Source organism: Nocardioides agri (genome assembly GCF_013778305.1).
In the GTDB taxonomy this organism is placed as follows: domain Bacteria; phylum Actinomycetota; class Actinomycetes; order Propionibacteriales; family Nocardioidaceae; genus Nocardioides; species Nocardioides agri.
In genome coordinates this window covers 2059925-2079588 of sequence record NZ_JACEIC010000002.1, presented here as the reverse complement: position 1 = coordinate 2079588, position 19664 = coordinate 2059925, and the positions used below count along the sequence as shown (strand labels likewise).

16 protein-coding genes are annotated in these 19664 nt (G+C 73.0%); 11 read left to right on the top strand and 5 right to left on the bottom strand.

Annotated features, from left to right (window positions below; genetic code table 11):
• The first annotated feature begins 9 nt into the window (after window positions 1-9).
• Window positions 10-1290 (top strand): DUF1501 domain-containing protein, encoded by a 1281-nt coding sequence (locus HZF07_RS14620; protein ID WP_157342654.1) that lies wholly within the window; start codon window positions 10-12, stop codon window positions 1288-1290.
• A gap of 71 nt (window positions 1291-1361) precedes the next feature.
• On the opposite strand, the gene HZF07_RS14615 is transcribed toward HZF07_RS14620, so the two are convergent.
• Together HZF07_RS14615 and HZF07_RS23995 are read right to left on the bottom strand one after the other, a co-directional pair.
• A complete protein-coding gene (locus HZF07_RS14615; RefSeq protein ID WP_157342652.1) occupies window positions 1362-1952 on the bottom strand; it encodes a YceI family protein in 591 nt (196 codons plus the stop codon).
• A 151-nt stretch (window positions 1953-2103) separates the two neighbouring features.
• Complete coding sequence (locus tag HZF07_RS23995) at window positions 2104-2238, bottom strand: hypothetical protein (RefSeq protein WP_258562589.1); 135 nt, start codon at window positions 2236-2238, stop codon at window positions 2104-2106.
• 236 nt (window positions 2239-2474) lie between these two features.
• Here HZF07_RS23995 and HZF07_RS14610 point away from each other — a divergent pair, with 236 nt between their 5' ends.
• The 6 genes from HZF07_RS14610 to HZF07_RS14585 all read left to right on the top strand — a co-directional run bounded on the left by HZF07_RS14610 (window position 2475) and on the right by HZF07_RS14585 (window position 10094).
• Window positions 2475-2750 carry a hypothetical protein gene (locus HZF07_RS14610; RefSeq protein WP_157342650.1) on the top strand — a complete coding sequence of 92 codons (276 nt, stop codon included), beginning with the start codon at window positions 2475-2477 and terminating at the stop codon, window positions 2748-2750.
• A gap of 13 nt (window positions 2751-2763) precedes the next feature.
• Window positions 2764-4584, top strand: coding sequence for a glutamine--fructose-6-phosphate transaminase (isomerizing) (gene glmS, locus HZF07_RS14605; RefSeq protein ID WP_157342648.1), 1821 nt, complete (start codon window positions 2764-2766; stop codon window positions 4582-4584).
• Between the two features lie 58 nt (window positions 4585-4642).
• Complete coding sequence (locus HZF07_RS14600) at window positions 4643-6400, top strand: DEAD/DEAH box helicase (RefSeq protein ID WP_181645212.1); 1758 nt, start codon at window positions 4643-4645, stop codon at window positions 6398-6400.
• A 157-nt stretch (window positions 6401-6557) separates the two neighbouring features.
• Window positions 6558-7358, top strand: coding sequence for an SGNH/GDSL hydrolase family protein (locus HZF07_RS14595; protein WP_157342646.1), 801 nt, complete (start codon window positions 6558-6560; stop codon window positions 7356-7358).
• Between the two features lie 22 nt (window positions 7359-7380).
• Window positions 7381-9261 carry a penicillin-binding transpeptidase domain-containing protein gene (locus HZF07_RS14590; RefSeq protein WP_181645211.1) on the top strand — a complete coding sequence of 627 codons (1881 nt, stop codon included), beginning with the start codon at window positions 7381-7383 and terminating at the stop codon, window positions 9259-9261.
• Complete coding sequence (locus tag HZF07_RS14585; RefSeq protein WP_157342644.1) at window positions 9258-10094, top strand: alpha/beta hydrolase family protein; 837 nt, start codon at window positions 9258-9260, stop codon at window positions 10092-10094. Before HZF07_RS14590 ends, HZF07_RS14585 begins: the two co-directional genes overlap by 4 nt.
• Window positions 10095-10100: 6 nt before the next feature.
• Here HZF07_RS14585 and HZF07_RS14580 read toward each other — a convergent pair whose 3' ends face one another.
• Window positions 10101-12197: an elongation factor G-like protein EF-G2 gene (locus HZF07_RS14580; protein WP_157342642.1), complete on the bottom strand. Its 2097-nt coding sequence runs from the start codon at window positions 12195-12197 to the stop codon at window positions 10101-10103.
• 368 nt (window positions 12198-12565) lie between these two features.
• Here HZF07_RS14580 and HZF07_RS14575 point away from each other — a divergent pair, with 368 nt between their 5' ends.
• From HZF07_RS14575 to HZF07_RS14560, 4 genes are read left to right on the top strand one after another with little or no spacing between them, the layout of a single operon-like run.
• Window positions 12566-14023, top strand: a complete 1458-nt coding sequence (locus HZF07_RS14575) for an NAD-dependent succinate-semialdehyde dehydrogenase (RefSeq protein WP_157342640.1) — start codon at window positions 12566-12568, stop codon at window positions 14021-14023.
• Between the two features lie 48 nt (window positions 14024-14071).
• Window positions 14072-15067 carry a DUF2332 domain-containing protein gene (locus tag HZF07_RS14570; RefSeq protein WP_157342638.1) on the top strand — a complete coding sequence of 332 codons (996 nt, stop codon included), beginning with the start codon at window positions 14072-14074 and terminating at the stop codon, window positions 15065-15067.
• A 17-nt stretch (window positions 15068-15084) separates the two neighbouring features.
• Entirely contained in the window at window positions 15085-16047 is a 963-nt protein-coding gene (locus HZF07_RS14565; RefSeq protein ID WP_157342636.1) for a zinc-binding dehydrogenase, read from the top strand.
• Between the two features lie 52 nt (window positions 16048-16099).
• Entirely contained in the window at window positions 16100-17365 is a 1266-nt protein-coding gene (locus HZF07_RS14560) for an MFS transporter (protein ID WP_157342634.1), read from the top strand.
• A 9-nt stretch (window positions 17366-17374) separates the two neighbouring features.
• Here the strand turns inward: HZF07_RS14560 and HZF07_RS14555 are convergent, their stop codons facing one another.
• Together HZF07_RS14555 and HZF07_RS14550 are read right to left on the bottom strand one after the other, a co-directional pair.
• Entirely contained in the window at window positions 17375-18607 is a 1233-nt protein-coding gene (locus HZF07_RS14555; protein ID WP_232523055.1) for a low temperature requirement protein A, read from the bottom strand.
• A gap of 15 nt (window positions 18608-18622) precedes the next feature.
• Window positions 18623-19648, bottom strand: a complete 1026-nt coding sequence (locus tag HZF07_RS14550; RefSeq protein WP_157342632.1) for a helix-turn-helix transcriptional regulator — start codon at window positions 19646-19648, stop codon at window positions 18623-18625.
• Between the last annotated feature and the right edge of the window lie 16 nt (window positions 19649-19664).

Sequence of the window (19664 nt, the reverse complement as noted above, 5' to 3'; positions counted from 1 at the left end):
GGAGTCCCCATGAGTGCCCTGCCTCACGACGAGTTCCTCGCCGACGACCCGTGCGGTTGCCCCCAGCCCGGTCCGACCCGCCGCTCGATGCTGCGCGGCGCCGCCCTCCTCGGTGCGACGACGATGTTCGGCGGCACCGCCGTGACCGTCGGCGCCCGCGACGCGGTCGCCGCCAAGGCCGCGCCCCGCGGTGGCAACGCGCTGGTGGTGGTCTCCCTGCGCGGCGCCGCCGACGGGCTCTCGCTCGTGGTGCCGCACGGCGACCCGGTCTACTACGCCGCGCGGCCCGGCATCGCGGTCCCGGCCGACCAGCTGATCGCCAAGGACGGGTTCTTCGGCATGCACCCGGCGATGGCGCCGCTGCTGCCGCTGTGGACCGCCGGCAAGCTCGCCGCCGTCCACGCCACCGGGCTGCCGGTGCCCAACCGCTCGCACTTCTCGGCGATGGAGGAGCTGGAGGACGCCGACCCCGGGTCCAGCCAGCGGGTGGGTTGGCTCAACCGCCTGGTCGGCAACGACGGCAGCGAGGGCTCGCTCCGGGCGCTGGCCGTCGGCACGAGCCTGCCGACCGCGATGGCCGGTCCGCAGCCGGTGATGTCGTTCGCCAGCCTCGAGCGCGCGCGGGTCGCCGGCACCGGCCGCCGGGCCAGCGCCGCGACCGGCCGGCTGGGCGCGCTCAACGCCCAGTGGGCGCGCGCCGCCGGTCCGATGGGCGGCGCCTTCCGCGAGGCGCTCGCGGCGGTCGTCGACCTGCGCTCGGCGGTCGAGCAGCCCTCGAACCTCGCGGCGTACCCCACGACCGACCTGGGCCAGGCGCTCTCCTCGGTCGCGCGCACGCTGCGCGCCGACCTCGGCGTGGCCGCCGTGACCGTCGACAGCGGCATCTGGGACATGCACGTCGGCCTCGGCAAGCCGGAGTCGGGGTGGATGCGCAACAACGCCACCGAGCTCTCGACGGCGATCGCTGCGTTCTTCGCCGACCTGGGGCCTGCGGCCGACCGGGTCACGCTGGTCACCATCAGCGAGTTCGGGCGACGGGTCCAGGAGAACGCCAACGGCGGGCTCGACCACGGGTGGGGCAACGTCATGCTGGTCGCCGGCGCGGGCGTCAAGGGTGGTCAGTACTACGGCCGGTGGCCGGGGCTGCAGGCCGGCCTCGACGCCGACGTCTCCGTCACGACCGACTACCGCAGCGTGCTCGCCGAGATCGTCGCCACCCGCACCTCCGCCTCGACCGCGGCCGTCTTCCCGGGCTTCCAGCCGGAGGCCGTCGGGGTGATGGCGGCCTGAGCGCCGGGCCGACGTAGGACGACGGCCCGCCCCCACCGGGGACGGGCCGTCGTGCTGTCGGGTGCTGAGGCTCAGGCGTTGCGGATCGCCGAGACGTCGAACTCGAGCTTGACCTTCTCGGAGACCAGCACGCCGCCGGTCTCGAGCGCGGCGTTCCAGGTCAGGCCCCAGTCCTTGCGGTTGATGGTGGTGCCACCCTCGAAGCCGATGCGCAGGTTGCCGAACGGGTCGCGCGCCGAGCCGGTCGGCTCGAAGACGACGGTGACGGGCTTGGTCTCGCCCTTGATCGACAGGTCGCCGGTGACGACCCAGTCGTCGCCGTCGCGCTCGACCTTCGTGGAGGAGAAGGTGATCTCCTTGTTGTTGTCCGCGTCGAAGAAGTCGGCGGAGCGCAGGTGGCCGTCGCGGTCGGCGACGCCGGTGTCGATGCTCGCGGTCTGGATGCTCAGCTCGACCTTCGAGGCGGCCGGGTTCGCGGCGTCCACGTGGGCGGTGCCGGCGAAGTCGGTGAACTGGCCGCGGACGGTCGTGACCATCGCGTGCCGGGTGCTGAAGCCGATCCGGGTGTGCGTCGGGTCGATGGTGTAGTCGCCGGAGATGTCCTCGACGGCGGCGGTGGGGGCGTCGAACTGCTCGGCGGCCTGGCGGTTGAAGAACGACATCGGAACTCCTGGTGATCGAGAAAGTGGTTGAACCTTTGATCACCTGAACCGGACCGCGGTCCGATTCATTCCCCACCCCCCGAAGAAGATCGTCCGGACGCACGAGAAGCCCGCCCGGAGCTGTCCGGGTGGGCTCCTCGGTGTCCGTGGGTCAGGCGGCGTGCGTCGCGTGCGCCGGCACCGCCGGCGCGGAGATCCAGTGCGCCTCGAGCCGGGTCCGGCCGCCGTCGTCGGTCGTCGGCACCCAGGTCTGCACGAGACCGGTGGTCATGTTGGTGTCGCTCATGGGATGCCTTTCGTTCACCGTCCGTTCACCCAGCGTAGCCGATCCCCACCGCGCCCGTCGCATCTCCGGCTAGATCGGCCTCGGCGCCCCACCCGGACCCACTCCACGGCGATAGCGGGCGCACCGTGCTCCACCCGCGCTCAGCGCGGCGGGTGGTGCTGGATTCCCTAGAAGTAGGGGTTTCCTGCCCGAATTCGGGCAGGAAGTTGCAGATAGCCCCGGATCGACCGACGATCATGACCGTGCCGACACCGCCCGACCCCGCGCTGGTGGCGCGGATCGTCGCCAGCACCGGCCTCTCGGCCGGCGAGGCGACCCGGGTGGTGGAGGACGTCGTCGCCTTCCACGCCGAGTCCGTGGAGGACTACGTGCGGCGTCGGCACGCCCACCTGAAGACCTACGGCGCGAAGAACTCGGAGATCTTCGCCCGGATCGCCGAGGAGCTGGCCGGCCGCGTGGTGGCCGCTCCCGAGCTGTCCGAGCGACAGCTGCGCCGGATCGTGTACGGCTGAGAGGACAACGAAGATGTGCGGAATCGTCGGGTACGTCGGAGCCCAGCAGGCCGCCCCGCTGCTGCTCGAGGGGCTCAGCCGCCTCGAGCACCGGGGCTACGACTCGGCGGGTGTCGCGCTGCTGGGCGGCACCGGCCTCAAGGTCGCCAAGCAGGCCGGGCGGGTGCGCGACCTCGCGGACAGCCTCCCGAAGCGGTTCGGCGGCAAGACCGGGATCGGGCACACCCGCTGGGCCACGCACGGTCCCGCCAACGACGTCAACGCCCACCCGCACACCGACGCCAAGGGCCTGGTGGCCGTCGTCCACAACGGGATCATCGACAACGCGGCCGCGCTGCGGCAGCGGCTGTCCGACGAGGGCGTCGACCTGGTGAGCGACACCGACACCGAGGTCGTCGCGCACCTGGTCGCCCGGTCGGAGGCGGGGACCCTCGAGGGCAAGGTCGTCGACGCGCTCGCCGCCATCGAGGGCACCTACGGCCTCGCCGTCCTGCACGTCGACTTCCCCGACCGGATGGTCGTCGCGCGCAACGGCAGCCCGCTGCTGATCGGCGTCGGCGAGAAGGAGATGTGGGTCGCCTCCGACCTGGCGGCGGTGGTGCGGCACACGACGACGGTCGCGCACCTCGACGACGGCGAGATCGCCACCGTGACGGCCGGCGGCTTCACGACGTACGGCGGGGACCTGCGGCCGGTCACCCGGTCGGCGGTGACGGTCGACGTCGACCCGGCGGCGTACGACGCCGGCGACCACGAGTCCTACATGCACAAGGAGATGCTCGAGCAGCCCGTCGCCGCGGAGCGGGTGCTGCGCGGCCGGCTCGACGATCGCTTCGGGACCGCGCACCTCGGCGGCCTCAACATGGACGCCCGTGACACCCGCGCGATCCGCCGGGTGAAGATCCTGGGCTGCGGGTCGGCCTACTACGTCGGCCAGATGGGCGCCGCGCTCGTGGAGGAGCTGGCGCGCATCCCGGCGGACGCCGAGGCGGCCAGCGAGTTCCGCTACCGCGACCCGGTCATCGAGCCGGACACCCTCTACGTCGCGGTCAGCCAGTCGGGCGAGACGATCGACACCCTGCTGGCCGTGCAGGAGATCCGGCGCAAGGGCGGCCGCGTCGTCGGGCTGGTCAACGTCGTCGGCAGCGCGATCGCGCGCGAGTGCGACGGCGGGATCTACCTCCACGCCGGGCCAGAGGTGGCGGTCGCGTCGACCAAGGCGCTCACCAACATGTTCCTCGGCTTCGCGCTGCTCGCCCTCCAGCTCGGCCGGGTGCGGGACCTCTCGATCGCCGACGGCAAGCGGCTCATCGCCGGGCTGGCCCGGATCCCTGAGCAGATCCAGGAGATCCTCGACCGCGAGGCGGAGATCGGCGAGGTCGCGCAGCAGCTCGCCGACGCCGAGAGCCTCTTCTTCGTCGGCCGGGTGCGCGGCTACCCGGTCGCCCGCGAGGGCGCGCAGAAGTTCAAGGAGATCTCCTACCGGCACGCCGAGGCCTACCAGACCTCCGAGCTCAAGCACGGCCCGCTCGCGCTGGTCAGCGAGCAGGTGCCGACGGTGGCGATCGTCCCGGACGACGAGCTCACCGACCGCAACGTCGGCGCCCTGCACGAGATCGCCGCGCGCCGCGGCCCCCTCGTCGTGATCACCCACGAGGGCGTCGACCTCGGCGAGGTGCAGTGCGTGCGGATCGACGTGCCGCGCAACGAGCGCGAGCTCGACCCGGTGCTGCTCGTCGTACCGCTGCAGCTGCTGGCCTACCACGCCGCGCTGCGGCTCGGCCACGACATCGACAAGCCGCGCAACCTGGCCAAGTCGGTCACCGTCGAGTGACCCAGCCCACCGCGCCGACGAAGGTGGCAGGGCTGGACGAGCCCACTACCGTTGACGGGTGAGCAACGAGGACCAGGACGACCCGACCACCCCCGAGGTGACGTTCGACGACCTCGGACTCGACGCCAAGGTGCTGAAGGCGCTGAGCGACGTCGGCTACGAGAAGCCGTCCGCCATCCAGGCCGCGACCATCCCGCCGCTGCTCGCCGGCCGCGACGTCGTCGGCCTGGCGCAGACCGGCACCGGCAAGACCGCGGCGTTCGCGCTGCCGATCCTGTCCCGCCTCGACCTCTCGCAGAAGACGCCCCAGGCGCTGGTGCTCGCCCCGACGCGTGAGCTCGCGCTGCAGGTCTGCGAGGCGTTCGAGAAGTACGCCGCGCACATGAAGGGCGTGCACGTGCTGCCGGTCTACGGCGGCCAGGCGTACGGCGTACAGCTCAGCGCCCTGCGCCGCGGCGTGCACATCGTCGTCGGCACCCCGGGCCGGATCATGGACCACCTCGAGAAGGGCACGCTCGACCTGACCGAGCTGCGCTTCCTGGTGCTCGACGAGGCCGACGAGATGCTCAACATGGGCTTCGCCGAGGACGTCGAGACGATCCTCGCCGACACCCCGGACGACAAGAACGTCGCGCTGTTCTCCGCGACGATGCCGGCCCAGATCCGCCGCATCTCCAAGCAGTACCTCAGCAACCCCGAAGAGATCACGGTCAAGGGCAAGACCACGACCTCGCCCAACATCACCCAGCGCTACCTGATGGTGAGCTACCCGCAGAAGGTCGACGCCCTCACGCGGATCCTCGAGGTCGAGAACTTCGAAGGGATGATCGTCTTCGTCCGCACCAAGAGCGAGACGGAGATGCTGGCGGAGAAGCTCCGGGCCCGCGGCTTCTCGGCGGCGGCGATCAACGGCGACGTCGTCCAGGCCCAACGTGAGCGCACGGTCAACCAGCTGAAGTCCGCCAAGCTCGACATCCTGGTCGCCACCGACGTCGCGGCCCGCGGTCTCGACGTCGAGCGGATCAGCCACGTCGTCAACTACGACATCCCCACCGACACCGAGTCCTACGTGCACCGGATCGGCCGCACCGGTCGCGCCGGCCGCAGCGGCGACGCGATCTCGTTCGTGACCCCGCGCGAGCGCTACCTGCTCAAGCACATCGAGAAGGCGACCCGGCAGCCCCTGACGCAGATGCAGCTGCCGACCGCCGAGGACGTCAACAGCACGCGGCTCTCGCGCTTCGACGACGCGATCACCGAGGCGCTGACCCAGACCGCGCGCGTCGACCGCTTCCGCGACATCATCGGCCACTACGTCCGCGAGCACGACGTGCCCGAGGCCGACGTGGCCGCCGCGCTGGCGATCGTCGCCCAGGGCGAGACCCCGCTGCTGCTCCAGCCCGGCGACGAGATCCGTCCGCCGCGCGAGGACCGCCCGGCCCGCGACCGCGGCGACCGCCCGGACCGCGGCGACCGGGGGCCGCGCGAGCGGCGCCCGCGTGGCCGCAGCGACGTCCCCATGGCGACGTACCGGATCGCGGTCGGCAAGCGGCACCGCGTCGAGCCCCGCCAGATCGTCGGCGCGCTCGCCAACGAGGGCGGCCTCTCCCGCGAGGACTTCGGCCACATCGACATCCGCGGCGACCACTCGCTCGTCGAGCTGCCCGCCGACCTGCCCGGCGAGGCGTGGGACCGCCTGCGCGGCACCCGGATCTCCGGCAAGCTCATCGAGCTCTCCCAGGACGCCGGCGGCCCGCCCCGCGACCGCCGCCCGGACCGCGGCTACGACAAGAAGCCCCGCCACAAGAACCGTTGAGTTGGGCGCCAGTCACCGTTGAGCTGGGCCGCGTTCCCGCCGGTCCGTGATTTGTGCCCGACTGGCGGGTGATTCGGGCCCAACTCGACATCGGGGACCCCTAGTGTGATCGCGGTCACACCGGCGGGCGGCGTGACGTCCGCTCCCGGGAGGTCCCATGTCACTGCGCCGTCGCCTCGCTGCCACGGTCTCCGCGCTCGCGTCGCTGCTCGCGGTCCCGCTCGTCCTCACCGCGCCGGCCCAGGCCGCCGCGCCGGCGTACGTCGCCCTCGGCGACTCCTACTCGTCCGGCGTCGGGACCCGCACCTACATCAGCGACGGGACGTCCTGCCAGCGCTCGACCTACGCCTACCCCTACCTCGTGGCGCAGCAGAAGGGCTACGCGCTGACGTTCAAGGCCTGCTCCGGCGCCAAGATCCCCGACGTCACCGGTCAGCTGAGCGCGCTGTCGACGGGCACCGGCTACGTCACGGTCTCGGTGGGCGGCAACGACGCCGGGTTCTCGAGCGTGGTCACCGAGTGCGCGCAGCCCGGCTGGGCCAGCAACTGCGACGGCAGGATCAACACCGCGCAGGCCTACATCAACAACACGCTGCCCGGCGCGCTGTCGACGCTCTACTCCTCGATCCGCAGCAAGGCGCCGAACGCCAAGGTGGTCGTGGTCGGCTACCCCCGGGTGTTCAACGGTGAGGACTGCAACGCCGGGACCTTCTTCTCCCCGGCCGAGGAGACCCGGCTCAACGCGACGGCGGACCTGCTCAACAGCAAGCTCTCGGCCGCCGCCGCAGCGCGGGGGTTCTCCTTCGCTAACCCGACCAGCCGGTTCGTCGGCCACGCCGTCTGCGACGACACCGAGTGGCTGAACGGGCTCTCCAACCCGGTCAGCGAGAGCTACCACCCCAACCGGGCCGGGCACGCGAGCGGCTACCTGCCGCTGGTGTCCGGGATGCTCGTCTGACCCGGCTGGTAAAACCGGGGGCGTGCGTTCCCTCCGACCAGCCGTCGCCGCCGCCCTCGTCCTGGGTGCCCTCACCGCGTGCGACGCGGCCGACAAGGTCACCGGGCCCGACCCCGACGACGCCGCGGACACGTTGGCGCTGGCACTGGTCGGGGGCGACTTCAGCGACGTCGCGCTGACCTCCGGCCAGACCGTCGACGAGGTCGCCACCGACTACTCGACGGTCGTCGAGGGGATGGGCGACCTGACGCCGACGGTCACGGCCGGCGGCGTCGAGGAGGACGGCGAGACCGCGAGCGCAACCCTGGCCTGGACCTGGCCGGTCGGCGGCGAGGAGTGGAGCTACACCGCCCCCGTCACGATGACCAAGGCCGGCGACGAGTGGCAGGTCGAGTGGAGCCGCGCGCTCGTGGAGCCGAGCCTGCGCGAGGGCAGCGTCCTCGACGTCACCCCGGTCGCCGGCGACCGCGGCCTGATCCTCGGCAACCACGGCGACGTGATCGTCACCGACCGGGCCGTGACCAGGTTCGGCATCGACCGGTCCCAGGTGCCCCAGGCGCAGGCCGGACGGTCGGCACGCCGGCTGGCCCAGCTGGTCGGGATCGACCCGGCGGCGTACGCCGCACGCGTCGAGGCCGCCGGTGAGAAGGCGTTCGTCGAGGCGATCGTGATCCGCAAGGACGACGTGCCGCTCGACGTGGCGCAGGGCTACGCGGCGATCACCGGCGCCCGGGCGGTCGCCGACGACATCCCACTGGGACCGACCCGCGACTTCGCGCTGCCGATCCTCGGCTCCGTCGGCGAGGTCACGGCGGAGATGATCGCGGAGCATCCGGACCGCTACCAGGTCGGCGACCAGGCCGGTCTGTCCGGCCTCCAGGCGCGCTACGACGAGCAGCTCCAGGGCGTCGACGGGCTCGTGGTCAACGCCGTCGCCGGGAGCGGCCGCGAGCGCGAGCTCTACCGCGTCGATCCGCAGCCCGGCCAGACGATCGAGCTGACCCTGGACGTCCAGGCCCAGCAGGCTGCCGAGGCCGCGCTCGCCGACGTCGGCCCGGCGAGCGCCCTGGTCGCGGTCCGGCCCTCCGACGGGGCGATCCTGGCGGCCGCCAACGGCCCCGGCACCGGCGGCTACAACTTCGCGACCTACGGCCAGGCCGCGCCCGGCTCGACGTTCAAGACCGTGAGCAGCCTCGCCCTGCTGCGGGCCGGCCTGACGCCCGACACCGTGGTGCCGTGCACCAGCAGGGTGGGCGTCGACGGCAAGCCGTTCGAGAACTACGACGACTACCCGAGCTCGGCCCTCGGCGACATCCCGCTGCGCACCGCGGTCGCCAACTCCTGCAACACCGCGTTCATCTCCCAGGCCGGCAAGGTCGGCGATGGCGACCTGGCGGCCGCTGCGGCGTCGCTGGGCCTCGGGATCGACCACGACCTCGGCTTCCCGGCGTACTTCGGCCAGGTGCCGGAGCCGCAGTCGCAGACCGAGGCCGCGGCCGACCTGATCGGCCAGGGCGGCATCCTCGCCTCCCCGATGGCGATGGCGACCGTGATGGCCTCCATCCAGGCCGGCCGGACCGTGGTGCCGCAGCTGGTGAGGTCGGTCGAGTCCGCCGTGCCCGACGAGGCGACGCCGCTGGGCGCCCAGGAGGCCGCCGCGCTCCAGGGCATGCTCCGGGCGGTCGTCACCTCCGGCAGCGGCCGCGGCCTGCTCGACCTCCCCGGCCCGCCGGCGATCGCCAAGACCGGCACCGCCGAGTTCGAGAAGGGCGGCAAGACCCTCACGCACGCCTGGATGGTCGCCGCGCAGGGCGACCTCGCGGTCGCGGTCTACGTCGACGAGGGCGACTCCGGGTCCGGGACCGCGGGTCCGCTCCTCGAGCGGTTCCTGCGCACGCGATGAGGTCGCCCTCGACCCGCGTCCTCCTCGACCCCGAGCGACGCAGCTACTGGGACGCCGACGAGCCGCGGCCGATCCGCGTGCACGAGTGGCCGCACGCGCCGGGCGACCCCTTGGTCGTGCTCTCGCACGGCACCGGCGGCTCGGCCGGCGCGATGGCCTGGCTCGCGGAGCCGCTGTCCGACGCCGGCTTCCGGGTGGTCGCCCTCGACCACCACGGCAACGACGCCCACGGCGGCTACCACCCGGCCGGCTTCCTGTTCGGGTGGGAGCGACCGCGGGACCTGACCGTGGTCCTCGACGCCCTCGAGCGGGAGGGGCCTCTCGGACCGGTCGGAGCCGCCGGCTTCTCGTACGGCGGCTACACGGTCGCCGCGCTCGCCGGCGCACGGCTCGACCCGGTCGTGGTCGGGGCGGTGGTCGGCGGTGCGGTGCCGGCACCCGACATCCCCGAGTTCCCCGACGTCTTCGAACGGCTGCGCCAGGAGGTCTCGCCGGACGCCGTCGCGGCCGCGGTCGCGCGCTCGGGTGCGGACCTCTCCGACGACCGCGTCCGCGCTGCCTTCCTGGTCGCGCCCGGCCTCGGTGGCCTGGTCGACCCGGGGAGCCTGCGCGGGGTGTCGGTGCCGGTCGAGATCCGCTGGGCGAGCGCCGACCGGATCAATCCCTTCGACGCCGACGCGCGTCCCTACCTCGAGGGCATCCCGGGCGCCGCCGGCCGGGAGGTCGGCCCGGCGGGCCACGAGGACTTCATCCCCCCACTGCGCCCCGAGGCACCCGTGCGCCGCGAGGTCGCCGCCGACGCCGTCGCGTTCTTCCGGCAGCACCTCGGCTGAGCGTCCTCACTCCCGCGGCGGGATCGTCCTCGCCACCTCCTCGGGCATCGGCTCGTAGTGGGCGAAGGTGCGCGTGAAGACGCCGGCGCCGTGGGTCGCGGAGCGCAGGTCCACGGCGTACCGGACGAGCTCGGTCTGCGGCACCTCGGCCAGCACCTGGGTGCGGTCCTCGCCGACCTTGTCGGTGCCGAGCAGGCGCCCGCGGCGGGAGGAGAGGTCGCTCATCACCGGACCGACCTGGTCGTCGGGGACGATCACCGACACCGAGTCGTAGGGCTCGAGCATCGTGACCGTCGTCGCGGCGGCGGCCTCGCGCAGCGCGAGCGCGCCCGCGGTCTGGAAGGCCATGTCCGAGGAGTCGACGCTGTGCGCCTTGCCGTCGGTGAGCGTCACCCGCAGGTCGACGACCGGGTGGCCGAGCCGCACGCCCCGCTCCATCTGGTGCCGCACGCCCTTCTCGACGCTCGGGATGAAGTTGCGGGGGACGGCGCCGCCGACGACCTTGTCGACGAACTCGAAGCCGCTGCCCTCCGGGAGCGGCTCCACCTCGATGTGGCAGACCGCGAACTGGCCGTGGCCGCCGGACTGCTTCACGTGCCGGCCGAGGCCCTTGGCCTTCCCGGCGAAGGTCTCACGCAGCGACACGATGAACGGGACCGTCTCGACGTGCACGCCGTAGCGCTCGGTGAGCCGCTCCAGGGTCACGTCGACGTGCGACTCGCCCATGCACCACAGCACCAGCTGGTGGGTCTCGGCGTTGTTCTCGATCCGCAGCGACGGATCCTCGGCGGCCAGCCGCGCCAGCGCCTGGGAGAGCTTGTCCTCGTCGGCCTTGCTGCTCGCCACGATCGCCGTCGGCATCAGGGGCTCCGGCATCGACCACGGCCGCAGCACCCGCGGCTCCTCCGCGGCGGAGAGGGTGTCGCCGGTCTCGGCTCGGCTGAGGCGCCCGATCGCGCAGATGTCACCGGCGACGACGCGCTCGGTCGGCGCCTGGGCCTTGCCGAACACGTACGCCAGCGCGCCGATCTTCTCGTCCTCGTCGTGGTCGGGGTGTCCGGCGGACTCGCCGAAGAACGACGTGAAGTGCCCGGAGACGTGCACCGCCTGGTCGGCGGTGAGCGTCCCGGAGAAGACCCGGACGAGGCTCAGCCGGCCGACGTACGGGTCGCTGGTCGTCTTGACCACCTCGGCCACCAGTGGTCCCTCGGGGTCGCACGCGATCTCGCCGGCGCCCGCCCCCGACGGCGTGAAGACCTCCGGCGGGACGTGCTCGGCCGGCGAAGGGAAGGCCCGGACGGCGAGGTCGAGCAGCTCGGCGCAGCCGACGCCGGTCACCGAGCACACGGGTACGACGGGGAAGAAGGTCGCGCGGGCGACCGCGCGCTCGAGGTCGTCGACGAGCACCTTCTCGTCGATCTCCTCGCCCCCGACGTAGCGGTCCATCAGCGTCTCGTCCTCGGACTCCTCGATGACGGCCTCGATCAGGTCGCCGCGCAGCCCGGTCGCCTCGGCCGCGTCGCTCGGCGGGAGCAGGCCGGTCAGCGAGACGACGTCGTCGCCCTGTCGCACCGGGACGAACAGCGGCATCACCCGCTCACCGAACGCGTCCTGCGCCTGCATCAGCAGGCCGTCGTAGTCGGCCCGGGCCTGGTCGAGCTTGGTGATCACGACCGCGCGCGGCATGCCGACGCTCGCGCACTCGCGCCACAGCGCCCGCGTGCCGTCGTCGATGTCCTCGTTGGCCGCGATGACGAAGAGCGCGCAGTCGGCGGCCCGGAGCCCGGCCCGCAGCTCGCCGACGAAGTCGGCGTACCCGGGCGTGTCGACGAGGTTGATCTTGATGCCCTCGTGCACCAGCGGCGCGACGGCGAGGGAGATGGTGCGGCCGTGGGCGTGCTCGGACTCCTCGTGGTCGCAGACGGTGGTGCCGTCGCGCACGGAGCCGGCGCGCTGGATCGCGCCCGAGGCGGCGAGCAGGGTCTCGGCGAGCGTGGTCTTCCCGGACCCGGCCGGGCCCACCAGCACCACGTTCCTGATCCGGTCCGGGCTGCTCGCCCCCAGATCTTGTCCCGACGCTCTCCGGGCGGTCTTCTCGGCCATGGCCTGCCTCCTGCCGTGCCTGCGGGCCGGTCTTCCTCGACCCTCCGATCCGAGGGAACTCCTCTTGCTCGGCGCGCACAAGGGCTGTCCGGCACCGATTCGCATCGGCGACGTCGGGCTGGTCGGGAGATGACACGAGGCCCCGGCGTGCACGCCGGGGCCCCGGTCCTTCTCAGCCTGGTGATCTGACGCGAGGGGGTGCGGCAGATCGAGCCTGCGAAGGGGGCGAGCCCCTCGCTGCATGGGGTCAGCAAGGGGCTCTTGCCGACATCAAAGTGCTCCCTCCGAGTCGACATCTCAAGGGTGCCATGTTCCGACCGGGGTGTCAGCGGTTTGTCCGAAGGGGAGGGAGTGTCAGGCTGGGCACCATGAACGGACTCGATCTCCTCGGCCCCGACCAGCGGGGCCTCTTCATCGGCGGGACCTGGCGCGACTCGGAGACCGGGCAGCGCATCGACGTGATCGACCCCGCCGACGGCTCGGTGCTCACCGATGTCGCCGACGGCAGCGTCAACGACGCGGTCGACGCGCTGGACGCCGCCGTCGCGGCCCAGGCGGCCTGGGCGACGACCCCCCCGCGGGAGCGCGGGGAGATCCTGCGCGCGGCGTTCGGGCTGATCATCGACCGCGCCGACCAGTTCGCGCACCTCATGAGCCTGGAGATGGGCAAGACCGTCGCCGAGGCGCGCGGCGAGGTCGGCTACGGCGCGGAGTTCTTCCGCTGGTACGCCGAGGAGGCGGTGCGCATCCACGGCCGCTGGATGCAGGCGCCCGCGGGCGGCAGCCGGCTGCTGACGATCAAGAAGCCGGTCGGTCCGTGCCTGTTCATCACCCCGTGGAACTTCCCGCTGGCGATGGGGACCCGCAAGATCGGCGCCGCGATCGCCGCCGGCTGCACGATGGTGGTGAAGCCGGCCAGCCAGACGCCGCTCACCATGCTGGCGCTCGCGACCGTGCTCACCGAGGCCGGCCTGCCCGACGGCGTGCTCAACATCGTGACGACCAGCAAGCACAGCGAGTTCAGCGAGACCCTCCAGGCCGACGACCGGCTGCGCAAGGTGAGCTTCACCGGGTCGACGGCGGTCGGGAAGCTGCTGGTGCGCCAGTCCGCGGAGCAGCTCCAGCGGCTCAGCATGGAGCTGGGCGGCAACGCGCCGTTCCTCGTGTTCGAGGACGCCGACGTCGACGCGGCCGTCGACGGCGCGATGCTCGCGAAGATGCGCAACATGGGCGAGGCGTGCACCGCGGCCAACCGGTTCCTCGTGCACTCCTCCGTGGCGCAGGAGTTCGGCGAGAAGCTCGGCAAGCGGATGAGCGCGCTCTCGGTCGGCCGGGGGCAGGACGAGGGCGTCGACGTCGGCCCGCTGATCGACGAGAAGGCGGTCGAGAGCGTGAGCCAGCTCGTCACCGACGCGGTGCACGACGGGGCGACCGTGGTCTGCGGTGGCAGCGCGTCCGACGGGCCGGGCTACTTCTACCCGCCGACCGTGCTGCTGGACGTGCCCGCCGAGTCCGAGATCAACCTCCAGGAGATCTTCGGGCCGGTCGCGCCGATCACGACGTTCGAGACCGAGGACGAGGCGATCCGGCAGGCCAACGCGACGGAGTACGGCCTCGCGTCGTACGTCTACACCCGCGACCTGGCCCGCACGATCCGGGTCGCCGAGTCGCTCGACTTCGGGATGGTCGGCATCAACACCGGCCTGGTCTCCAACCCTGCCGCCCCGTTCGGCGGGGTCAAGGCGAGCGGCTTCGGCCGCGAGGGCGGCTTCGAGGGCATCGAGGAGTACCTCGAGACGACCTACGTCTCGCTGCCCGCGGGGTAGCGGACGGCCGGCGTCAGGCTTCGCCGCCCGCGACTCCACAATGGCGCCATGGACCTCACCGCCGACACCGCCGAGCAGTACCGCGCCTTCGCGCTCGACGCCCGCGGCTACTCGCCCTGCTTCGACGACTGGGCATCGCGGGTCGCCGAGGACCCGGAGGTGCTCGGGTGGCTGTCGCGACTGCCGCTGCCCAAGCAGCAGCCCAACCTCGTCTTCGCGGCCGCCCGCTGGCACGGGGTCGCCGCGCCCGGTCCGTACGACGGGCTGCGGACCGCCCTGCTCGCTGACGACGGCGCCATCGAGCGCACGATCCTCGCGCGCTCGACGCAGACCAACGAGGCCGGCCGGCTGGCCACGCTCCTGCCGGCGTTCGCGTCGGTGGCCGGCGGCCGGCCGATCGCGCTCATCGAGGTCGGGGCGAGCGCAGGGCTCAACCTCTTCCCGGACCGCTACGCCTACGAGTGGAGCACCGCCGCGGGCGTCCGGCGTGCCGGCGCGGGGCCGGTGCTCGCCGCGCGGGTCGAGGGGCCGGCGCCGCTCCCGGACGCGGTGCCGGACGTCTCCTGGAGGGCCGGCGTCGACCTGCACCCGATCGACGTCACGGACGCCGACCAGGTGGAGTGGCTCACGAACCTGGTGTGGCCCGAGCACGAGGAGCGGCGGGCGCTGCTGGCGCGCGCCGTCGAGGTCGCCCGCACCGAGCCGCCGCGGCTCGTCGCCGGCGACCTGCTCGACCGCCTGCCTGCCCTCGTCGAGGAGGCCGCCGCGCACGGCCCGGTCGTCGTGTTCCACAGCGCGGTGATCGCCTACCTGGCGCCGGACGACCGCGACCGCTTCCAGGACCTGATGACGGACCTGGTCGGCAGGGGCCGCTGCCACTGGGTGAGCAACGAGGGGCCGCGCGTTCTGCCCGCCGTCACCGCGACCGGGCCCGCGATGCCCGACGACGTCCGTGGGTTCGTGCTCGGCGTCGACGGCCGCGCCGTCGCGTGGGCCCACGGCCACGGCACGTGGCTGCGCTGGTTTGACCTGAAGCGCGCTTGAGCTTGTCGGATAGGGGCATGCACGCGATCCGGATGCACTCCTTCGGCCCTCCCGACGTGCTCGTCCTCGACGAGCTGCCCGACCTCGAACCCGGCCCCGGCCAGGTGCGGATCGCCGTCGCAGCGAGCGGGGTGCACCTCCTCGACACCACGATCCGACGCGGCGAGCCGGGGCCGTTGCCGGCGCCGGAGCTGCCGACGATCCCGGGCCGGGAGGTCGCCGGCGTCGTCGACGCACTCGGCGACGGGGTCGAGCCGACCTGGCTCGGCCGCCGGGTGGCCGCGCACCTCGGCATGGTGCCGGGCGGGTACGCCGAGCAGGCCGTCGCCGCGGTCGGGCTGCTGTTCCCCGTGCCCGACCACGTGACCTTCCCCGCCGCCGTCGCCGCGATCGGCACCGGTCGGACCGCCCAGGGGGTCGTCGAGCTCGAACCGGCCGGGCCGGACGACACGGTGCTGGTGCTCTCGGCCGCGGGCGGCCTCGGCTGGCTGCTCGTGCAGGACGCCCGGGCCCGCGGTGCCCGCGTCGTCGCAGCTGCTCGCGGCGACCGCGGCGACCGTCTCGCGGAGATCGCGCCCGACCTCGTCGTCGACTACGGCCGCGACGACTGGGCGGAGCAGGTCGAGGGCGGGGTCACCGTCGTCTACGACGGGGTCGGCGGCGCGATCGGGCGGACCGCCCTCGAGCTGCTGCGTCCCGGGGGTCGGCTGGTGATGTTCGGCTTCTCGGCCGGGTCGCCGACGGCCTTCGACAGCGGTGACCTGGTGCGTCTCGGGGTGAGCGCCGGCTGGAGCCTGGGCGCCCGGATGCAAGCGCTGCCCGGCGGCATCCCGGGCCTGGCCACCCGGGCGCTCGACCGGGTCGCGGCCGGGGAGTGGCGGCCGCTCGTCACGGCGTACCCGCTCGCGGAGGCGGCGCGGGCACACGCCGACCTCGAGGGCCGACGGGCGCTCGGCAAGGTCGTCCTCGAGCCCCGATGAGTCCGGTGGGTACCGTCTGTCCGCCTTGTCAGACTGTCCGGGAGGAGGAGCGATGACCGAGGTCCAGGCGCCGCCGGGGCGCCGGCTGCCGAGGGCGCTGCACCCCTTCCGGCACGCCGCCTACCGCCGGCTGGCGGTGGCGCTGGTGCTGGCGACGTTCGCGGGCGGGGTGTGGACGGTCGGCCTGGTCTGGGAGGTCATCCGCATCGGCGGCGGGCCCGGGCAGCTCTCCGTGGTGGCGACCGCCAGCGCCGTCGGCGTCATCCTGCCCGCGCTGGTCGGCGGCGTGGTCGCCGACCGGGTGCCGCAGAAGCTCATCCTGCTCGGCGTCGCCACCCTCGAGATGCTGTGCATGGGCACGGTCGCGCTGCTCTCGGTCAGCGACCTCACCGTGCTCTGGCAGCTCGGCGCGGTCGGGTTCCTCATCGGCGCGGCGATGGCCTTCTACTACCCCGCCTACTCCGCCTGGCTGCCGGCGCTGGTGCCCGAGGAGGACCTGCTCCAGGTCAACGGCTTCGAGGGGATGATCCGGCCGACGATCGGCCAGGCCGTCGGCCCGGCGGTCGCCGGCGCCGTGGTCGGGGCCGCGTCTCCGGGGGCGGCGCTCTCGATCGCGGCGATCTCCTCGCTCGCGGGCCTGCTCGCGCTGACGACGGTGCCGCTGACGCCGGTCCGTCGCGAGTCCGACGGCACTCCGTCGACGGTGCTGCACGACCTGCGCGAGGGCTTCGCCTACATGTGGCGCACGCCCTGGCTGCTCGCGACGCTGCTCTTCGCCTCGGTGATGGTCTTCGTGATGATGGGCCCGCTCGAGGTGCTGGTGCCGTTCCTCATCAAGGACCGGCTCGGCGGCGGTCCGGGTGACCACGCCAAGGTGCTCGCCGCCTTCGGCGTCGGCGGCGCGATCGGCTCGCTGATCATGGCGTCGCGCCGGATGCCGCGCCGCTACCTCACCTGGATGAACCTGATGTGGGGCCTCGGCGCGCTGCCGTTCGTCGTCATGGGCTTCGCGACCGAGATCTGGCAGGTCGTCGCGTCGGCCTTCGTGCTGGGCGTGCTCTTCTCCGCGCCGATGGTCATCTGGGGCACGCTGCTCCAGCGGCGGGTCCCCCCGCACCTGCTCGGCCGGGTCGCCTCGCTCGACTTCTTCGTCTCCATCAGCCTGATGCCGGTGTCGATGGCGCTCTCGGGGCCGGTGTCGGAGGCGATCGGCCTGCGCACCACGTTCCTCATCGCCGGCATCGTGCCGGCCATCGCCGCCGCCGTCGCGATCGTGGCCGCCAGGCTGCCCGAGGACGAGATCGCCCACCCGCTGTGAGCCGGGCGGCTACAGCGAGGCGAGCACGTCCTCGTTGTGCCGGTGCCCGACGGTCTCGTAGCCGATCACCGTGACCCACGGCGTGAACGCGACGACCAGCAGCGACCAGCTGAGCGTGACGCCCAGTGCCACGAGCACGACGCCGAGCACCAGCACCGCCGCTGACAACGCCACGAGCAGCACGTGGAAGGGATCGACGGTGTGGCTCAGGTGCGCGTAGAGCAGGTAGAGCAGCGCGACGTACAGGCCGAGCGGGATGGCGACGGCGAGCACGGTCTCGGTGTCGGTGAGCTCGGAGTGGTCCTCCAGGAGGTACGCCGCGGCGTGCAGGCCCGCGCCGACCGCGACCAGCGCGCCGAAGAACGGGATGTGCCCGTAGCCCCACCCGAACCCGCGGCGACGGTGGACGTGCAGGATGTCGCCGCTCGGGATCACGAAGTAGGTCCACCACATGCCGAAGGCGACGCCGACGCCGGCGAGCCCGAGCAGCACCACCTCGGCGGTCCAGCCCTCGGTGGAGATCAGCGCGGACAGCGTGGCCGCGCCGCCGATCAGTCCCTCACCGAGCGCGATGATCACCATCAGGCCGTAGCGCTCGGCGATGTGGTGGGCGTGCCACGGGGTCCCGTCGTCCAGGTGCTCGGCGACGTAGGGCCCGGCGAGCTCGACGAGGACGAACGGGATCGCCAGCGCGAAGAACACCGGGATCGAGGTCTCGACCAGGGCGAGCACGATCCAGGCGGACTGCGAGACGACGAGGGTCACGATGAAGACCCGGCAGACCGGCGCGCGCTCGGGGTCCTGACGGCTGGCGCGCAGCCACTGGAGGATCATCGGCACCCGCATCACGACGTACCCGAGCACCATCACGCGGTTGTCCATGTGCTCGTCGTGCAGCAGCGACTCGAACATGTCCGGCAGGCCGAGCGCCAGGATGATGACGCCGATCATCTGCACCATCGTGGTCAGCCGGTAGACCCAGTCGTCGGTGTCGTAGGCCGACGCGAACCAGCTGAAGTTGATCCACGCCCACGAGACGGCGAACGTCGCGAACGCGAACCCCACGATCCCGTCCCACACGTGGTCCGCGACGAGGAAGTGGGAGAGCTCGTTGGCGGCGGCGCCGAAGGCGATGACGAACGTCAGGTCGAACAGCAGCTCCAGCGGGGTCGCCGTCCGACCGCCCTCGTGCGGGTCGCGGCCTGCCATCCGGACGGCGGTGTGGATGGTCCGGTCGGGCATGCCGTCAGCCTAGGGTCAGGCGAGGCCCTGCCGTCCCAGCGCGCCGGCGAGCTCGACGCGGGAGGCGATGCCGAGCTTGCGGTAGACGTGGGAGAGGTGCCACTCCACGGCCTTCACGGTGACCACGAGCTGCTCGGCGATCTCGCGGTTGGTGTGCCCGACGGCGGCGAGCCGCGCGACCCGCTGCTGGGCGGCGGTCAGCAAGGCGAGTGTCTCGCCGAGCACCGGTCGGTGCGGGTGGCCGAGCCGGTCCAGCAGCCGGCGGACCCGGCCCAGCAGCGGCCAGAGCCCCTCGTTGCCGGCGTAGAGCTCGGCGGCACGCAGCAGCGTGAGCGCCTCGTCGGCGTCGCCGGCGTCGTTGCCCAGCAGCAGCAGCCCGGCGAGGTCGGTGCCGATCTGGGCGACCAGCCGCGCGGCGGGCACGCCGTCGAGCTCGTCGATCGCCTGGCGCAGGAGGGAGGTCCGGTCGGTGTGGGCATCGACGGTCGCGAGGGTGCGCAGCCCGAGCGCGATCGGGTACGGCGCGCCGTTGACGCCGGCGAGCGCGAGGTGCTCGCGCGCCAGGGCGGTGCCCTCCGTGCGCCGGCCGAGCCGGACGGCGGCCAGCGCCGCGGCGGTGCGCCACGGCAGCCGGCCGGGGTCGTCGTCGGCCGGAGGGAGCAGCGTGGGGATGTGGGCGAAGTGCGCCGCGGCGGCCTCGACGTTGCTGTCGGCCGCGCAGAGCTCGCCGAGGCCGTAGCGGGCGGACGCACCGACGGGGCCGGGCTGGTCGCGCAGCGGCTCGAGCAGCTCGCCGAGCGCGCGGGCCTCGGTCAGCTCGCCGCGGGCGAGGCGGCAGTCCAGGCTCGCGGTCAGCAGCGTCGCGCGCTCCAGGTCGTCGAGCACTCCCTCGCCCTCGACCCACGCGTCAGCGAGGTCGCCGAGGGCCGCGGTGATCGCTCCGGCGCGCGCGCTGACGAGCCCGCGCGAGAGCAGCTCACGTGGGTGGTCGAGCGTGCCCCGCTGGGCGGCACCCTGTCCCTGTGCCCACGTCAACGGCATGCGGGGAGCCTAGGAA

Bases quoted from the DNA above. Each gene is read 5' to 3' on its own strand.
- HZF07_RS14610 (WP_157342650.1), top strand. From the start codon at position 2,475: ATGACCGTGCCGACACCGCCCGACCCCGCGCTGGTGGCGCGGATCGTC.
- glmS (WP_157342648.1), top strand. From the start codon at position 2,764: ATGTGCGGAATCGTCGGGTACGTCGGAGCCCAGCAGGCCGCCCCGCTG.
- HZF07_RS23995 (WP_258562589.1), bottom strand. From the start codon at position 2,238: ATGAGCGACACCAACATGACCACCGGTCTCGTGCAGACCTGGGTGCCG.
- HZF07_RS14560 (WP_157342634.1), top strand. From the start codon at position 16,100: ATGACCGAGGTCCAGGCGCCGCCGGGGCGCCGGCTGCCGAGGGCGCTG.
- HZF07_RS14615 (WP_157342652.1), bottom strand. From the start codon at position 1,952: ATGTCGTTCTTCAACCGCCAGGCCGCCGAGCAGTTCGACGCCCCCACC.
- HZF07_RS14570 (WP_157342638.1), top strand. From the start codon at position 14,072: ATGGACCTCACCGCCGACACCGCCGAGCAGTACCGCGCCTTCGCGCTC.
- HZF07_RS14565 (WP_157342636.1), top strand. From the start codon at position 15,085: ATGCACGCGATCCGGATGCACTCCTTCGGCCCTCCCGACGTGCTCGTC.
- HZF07_RS14585 (WP_157342644.1), top strand. From the start codon at position 9,258: ATGAGGTCGCCCTCGACCCGCGTCCTCCTCGACCCCGAGCGACGCAGC.
- HZF07_RS14595 (WP_157342646.1), top strand. From the start codon at position 6,558: ATGTCACTGCGCCGTCGCCTCGCTGCCACGGTCTCCGCGCTCGCGTCG.
- HZF07_RS14575 (WP_157342640.1), top strand. From the start codon at position 12,566: ATGAACGGACTCGATCTCCTCGGCCCCGACCAGCGGGGCCTCTTCATC.
- HZF07_RS14555 (WP_232523055.1), bottom strand. From the start codon at position 18,607: ATGCCCGACCGGACCATCCACACCGCCGTCCGGATGGCAGGCCGCGAC.
- HZF07_RS14550 (WP_157342632.1), bottom strand. From the start codon at position 19,648: ATGCCGTTGACGTGGGCACAGGGACAGGGTGCCGCCCAGCGGGGCACG.
- HZF07_RS14580 (WP_157342642.1), bottom strand. From the start codon at position 12,197: ATGGCCGAGAAGACCGCCCGGAGAGCGTCGGGACAAGATCTGGGGGCG.
- HZF07_RS14620 (WP_157342654.1), top strand. From the start codon at position 10: ATGAGTGCCCTGCCTCACGACGAGTTCCTCGCCGACGACCCGTGCGGT.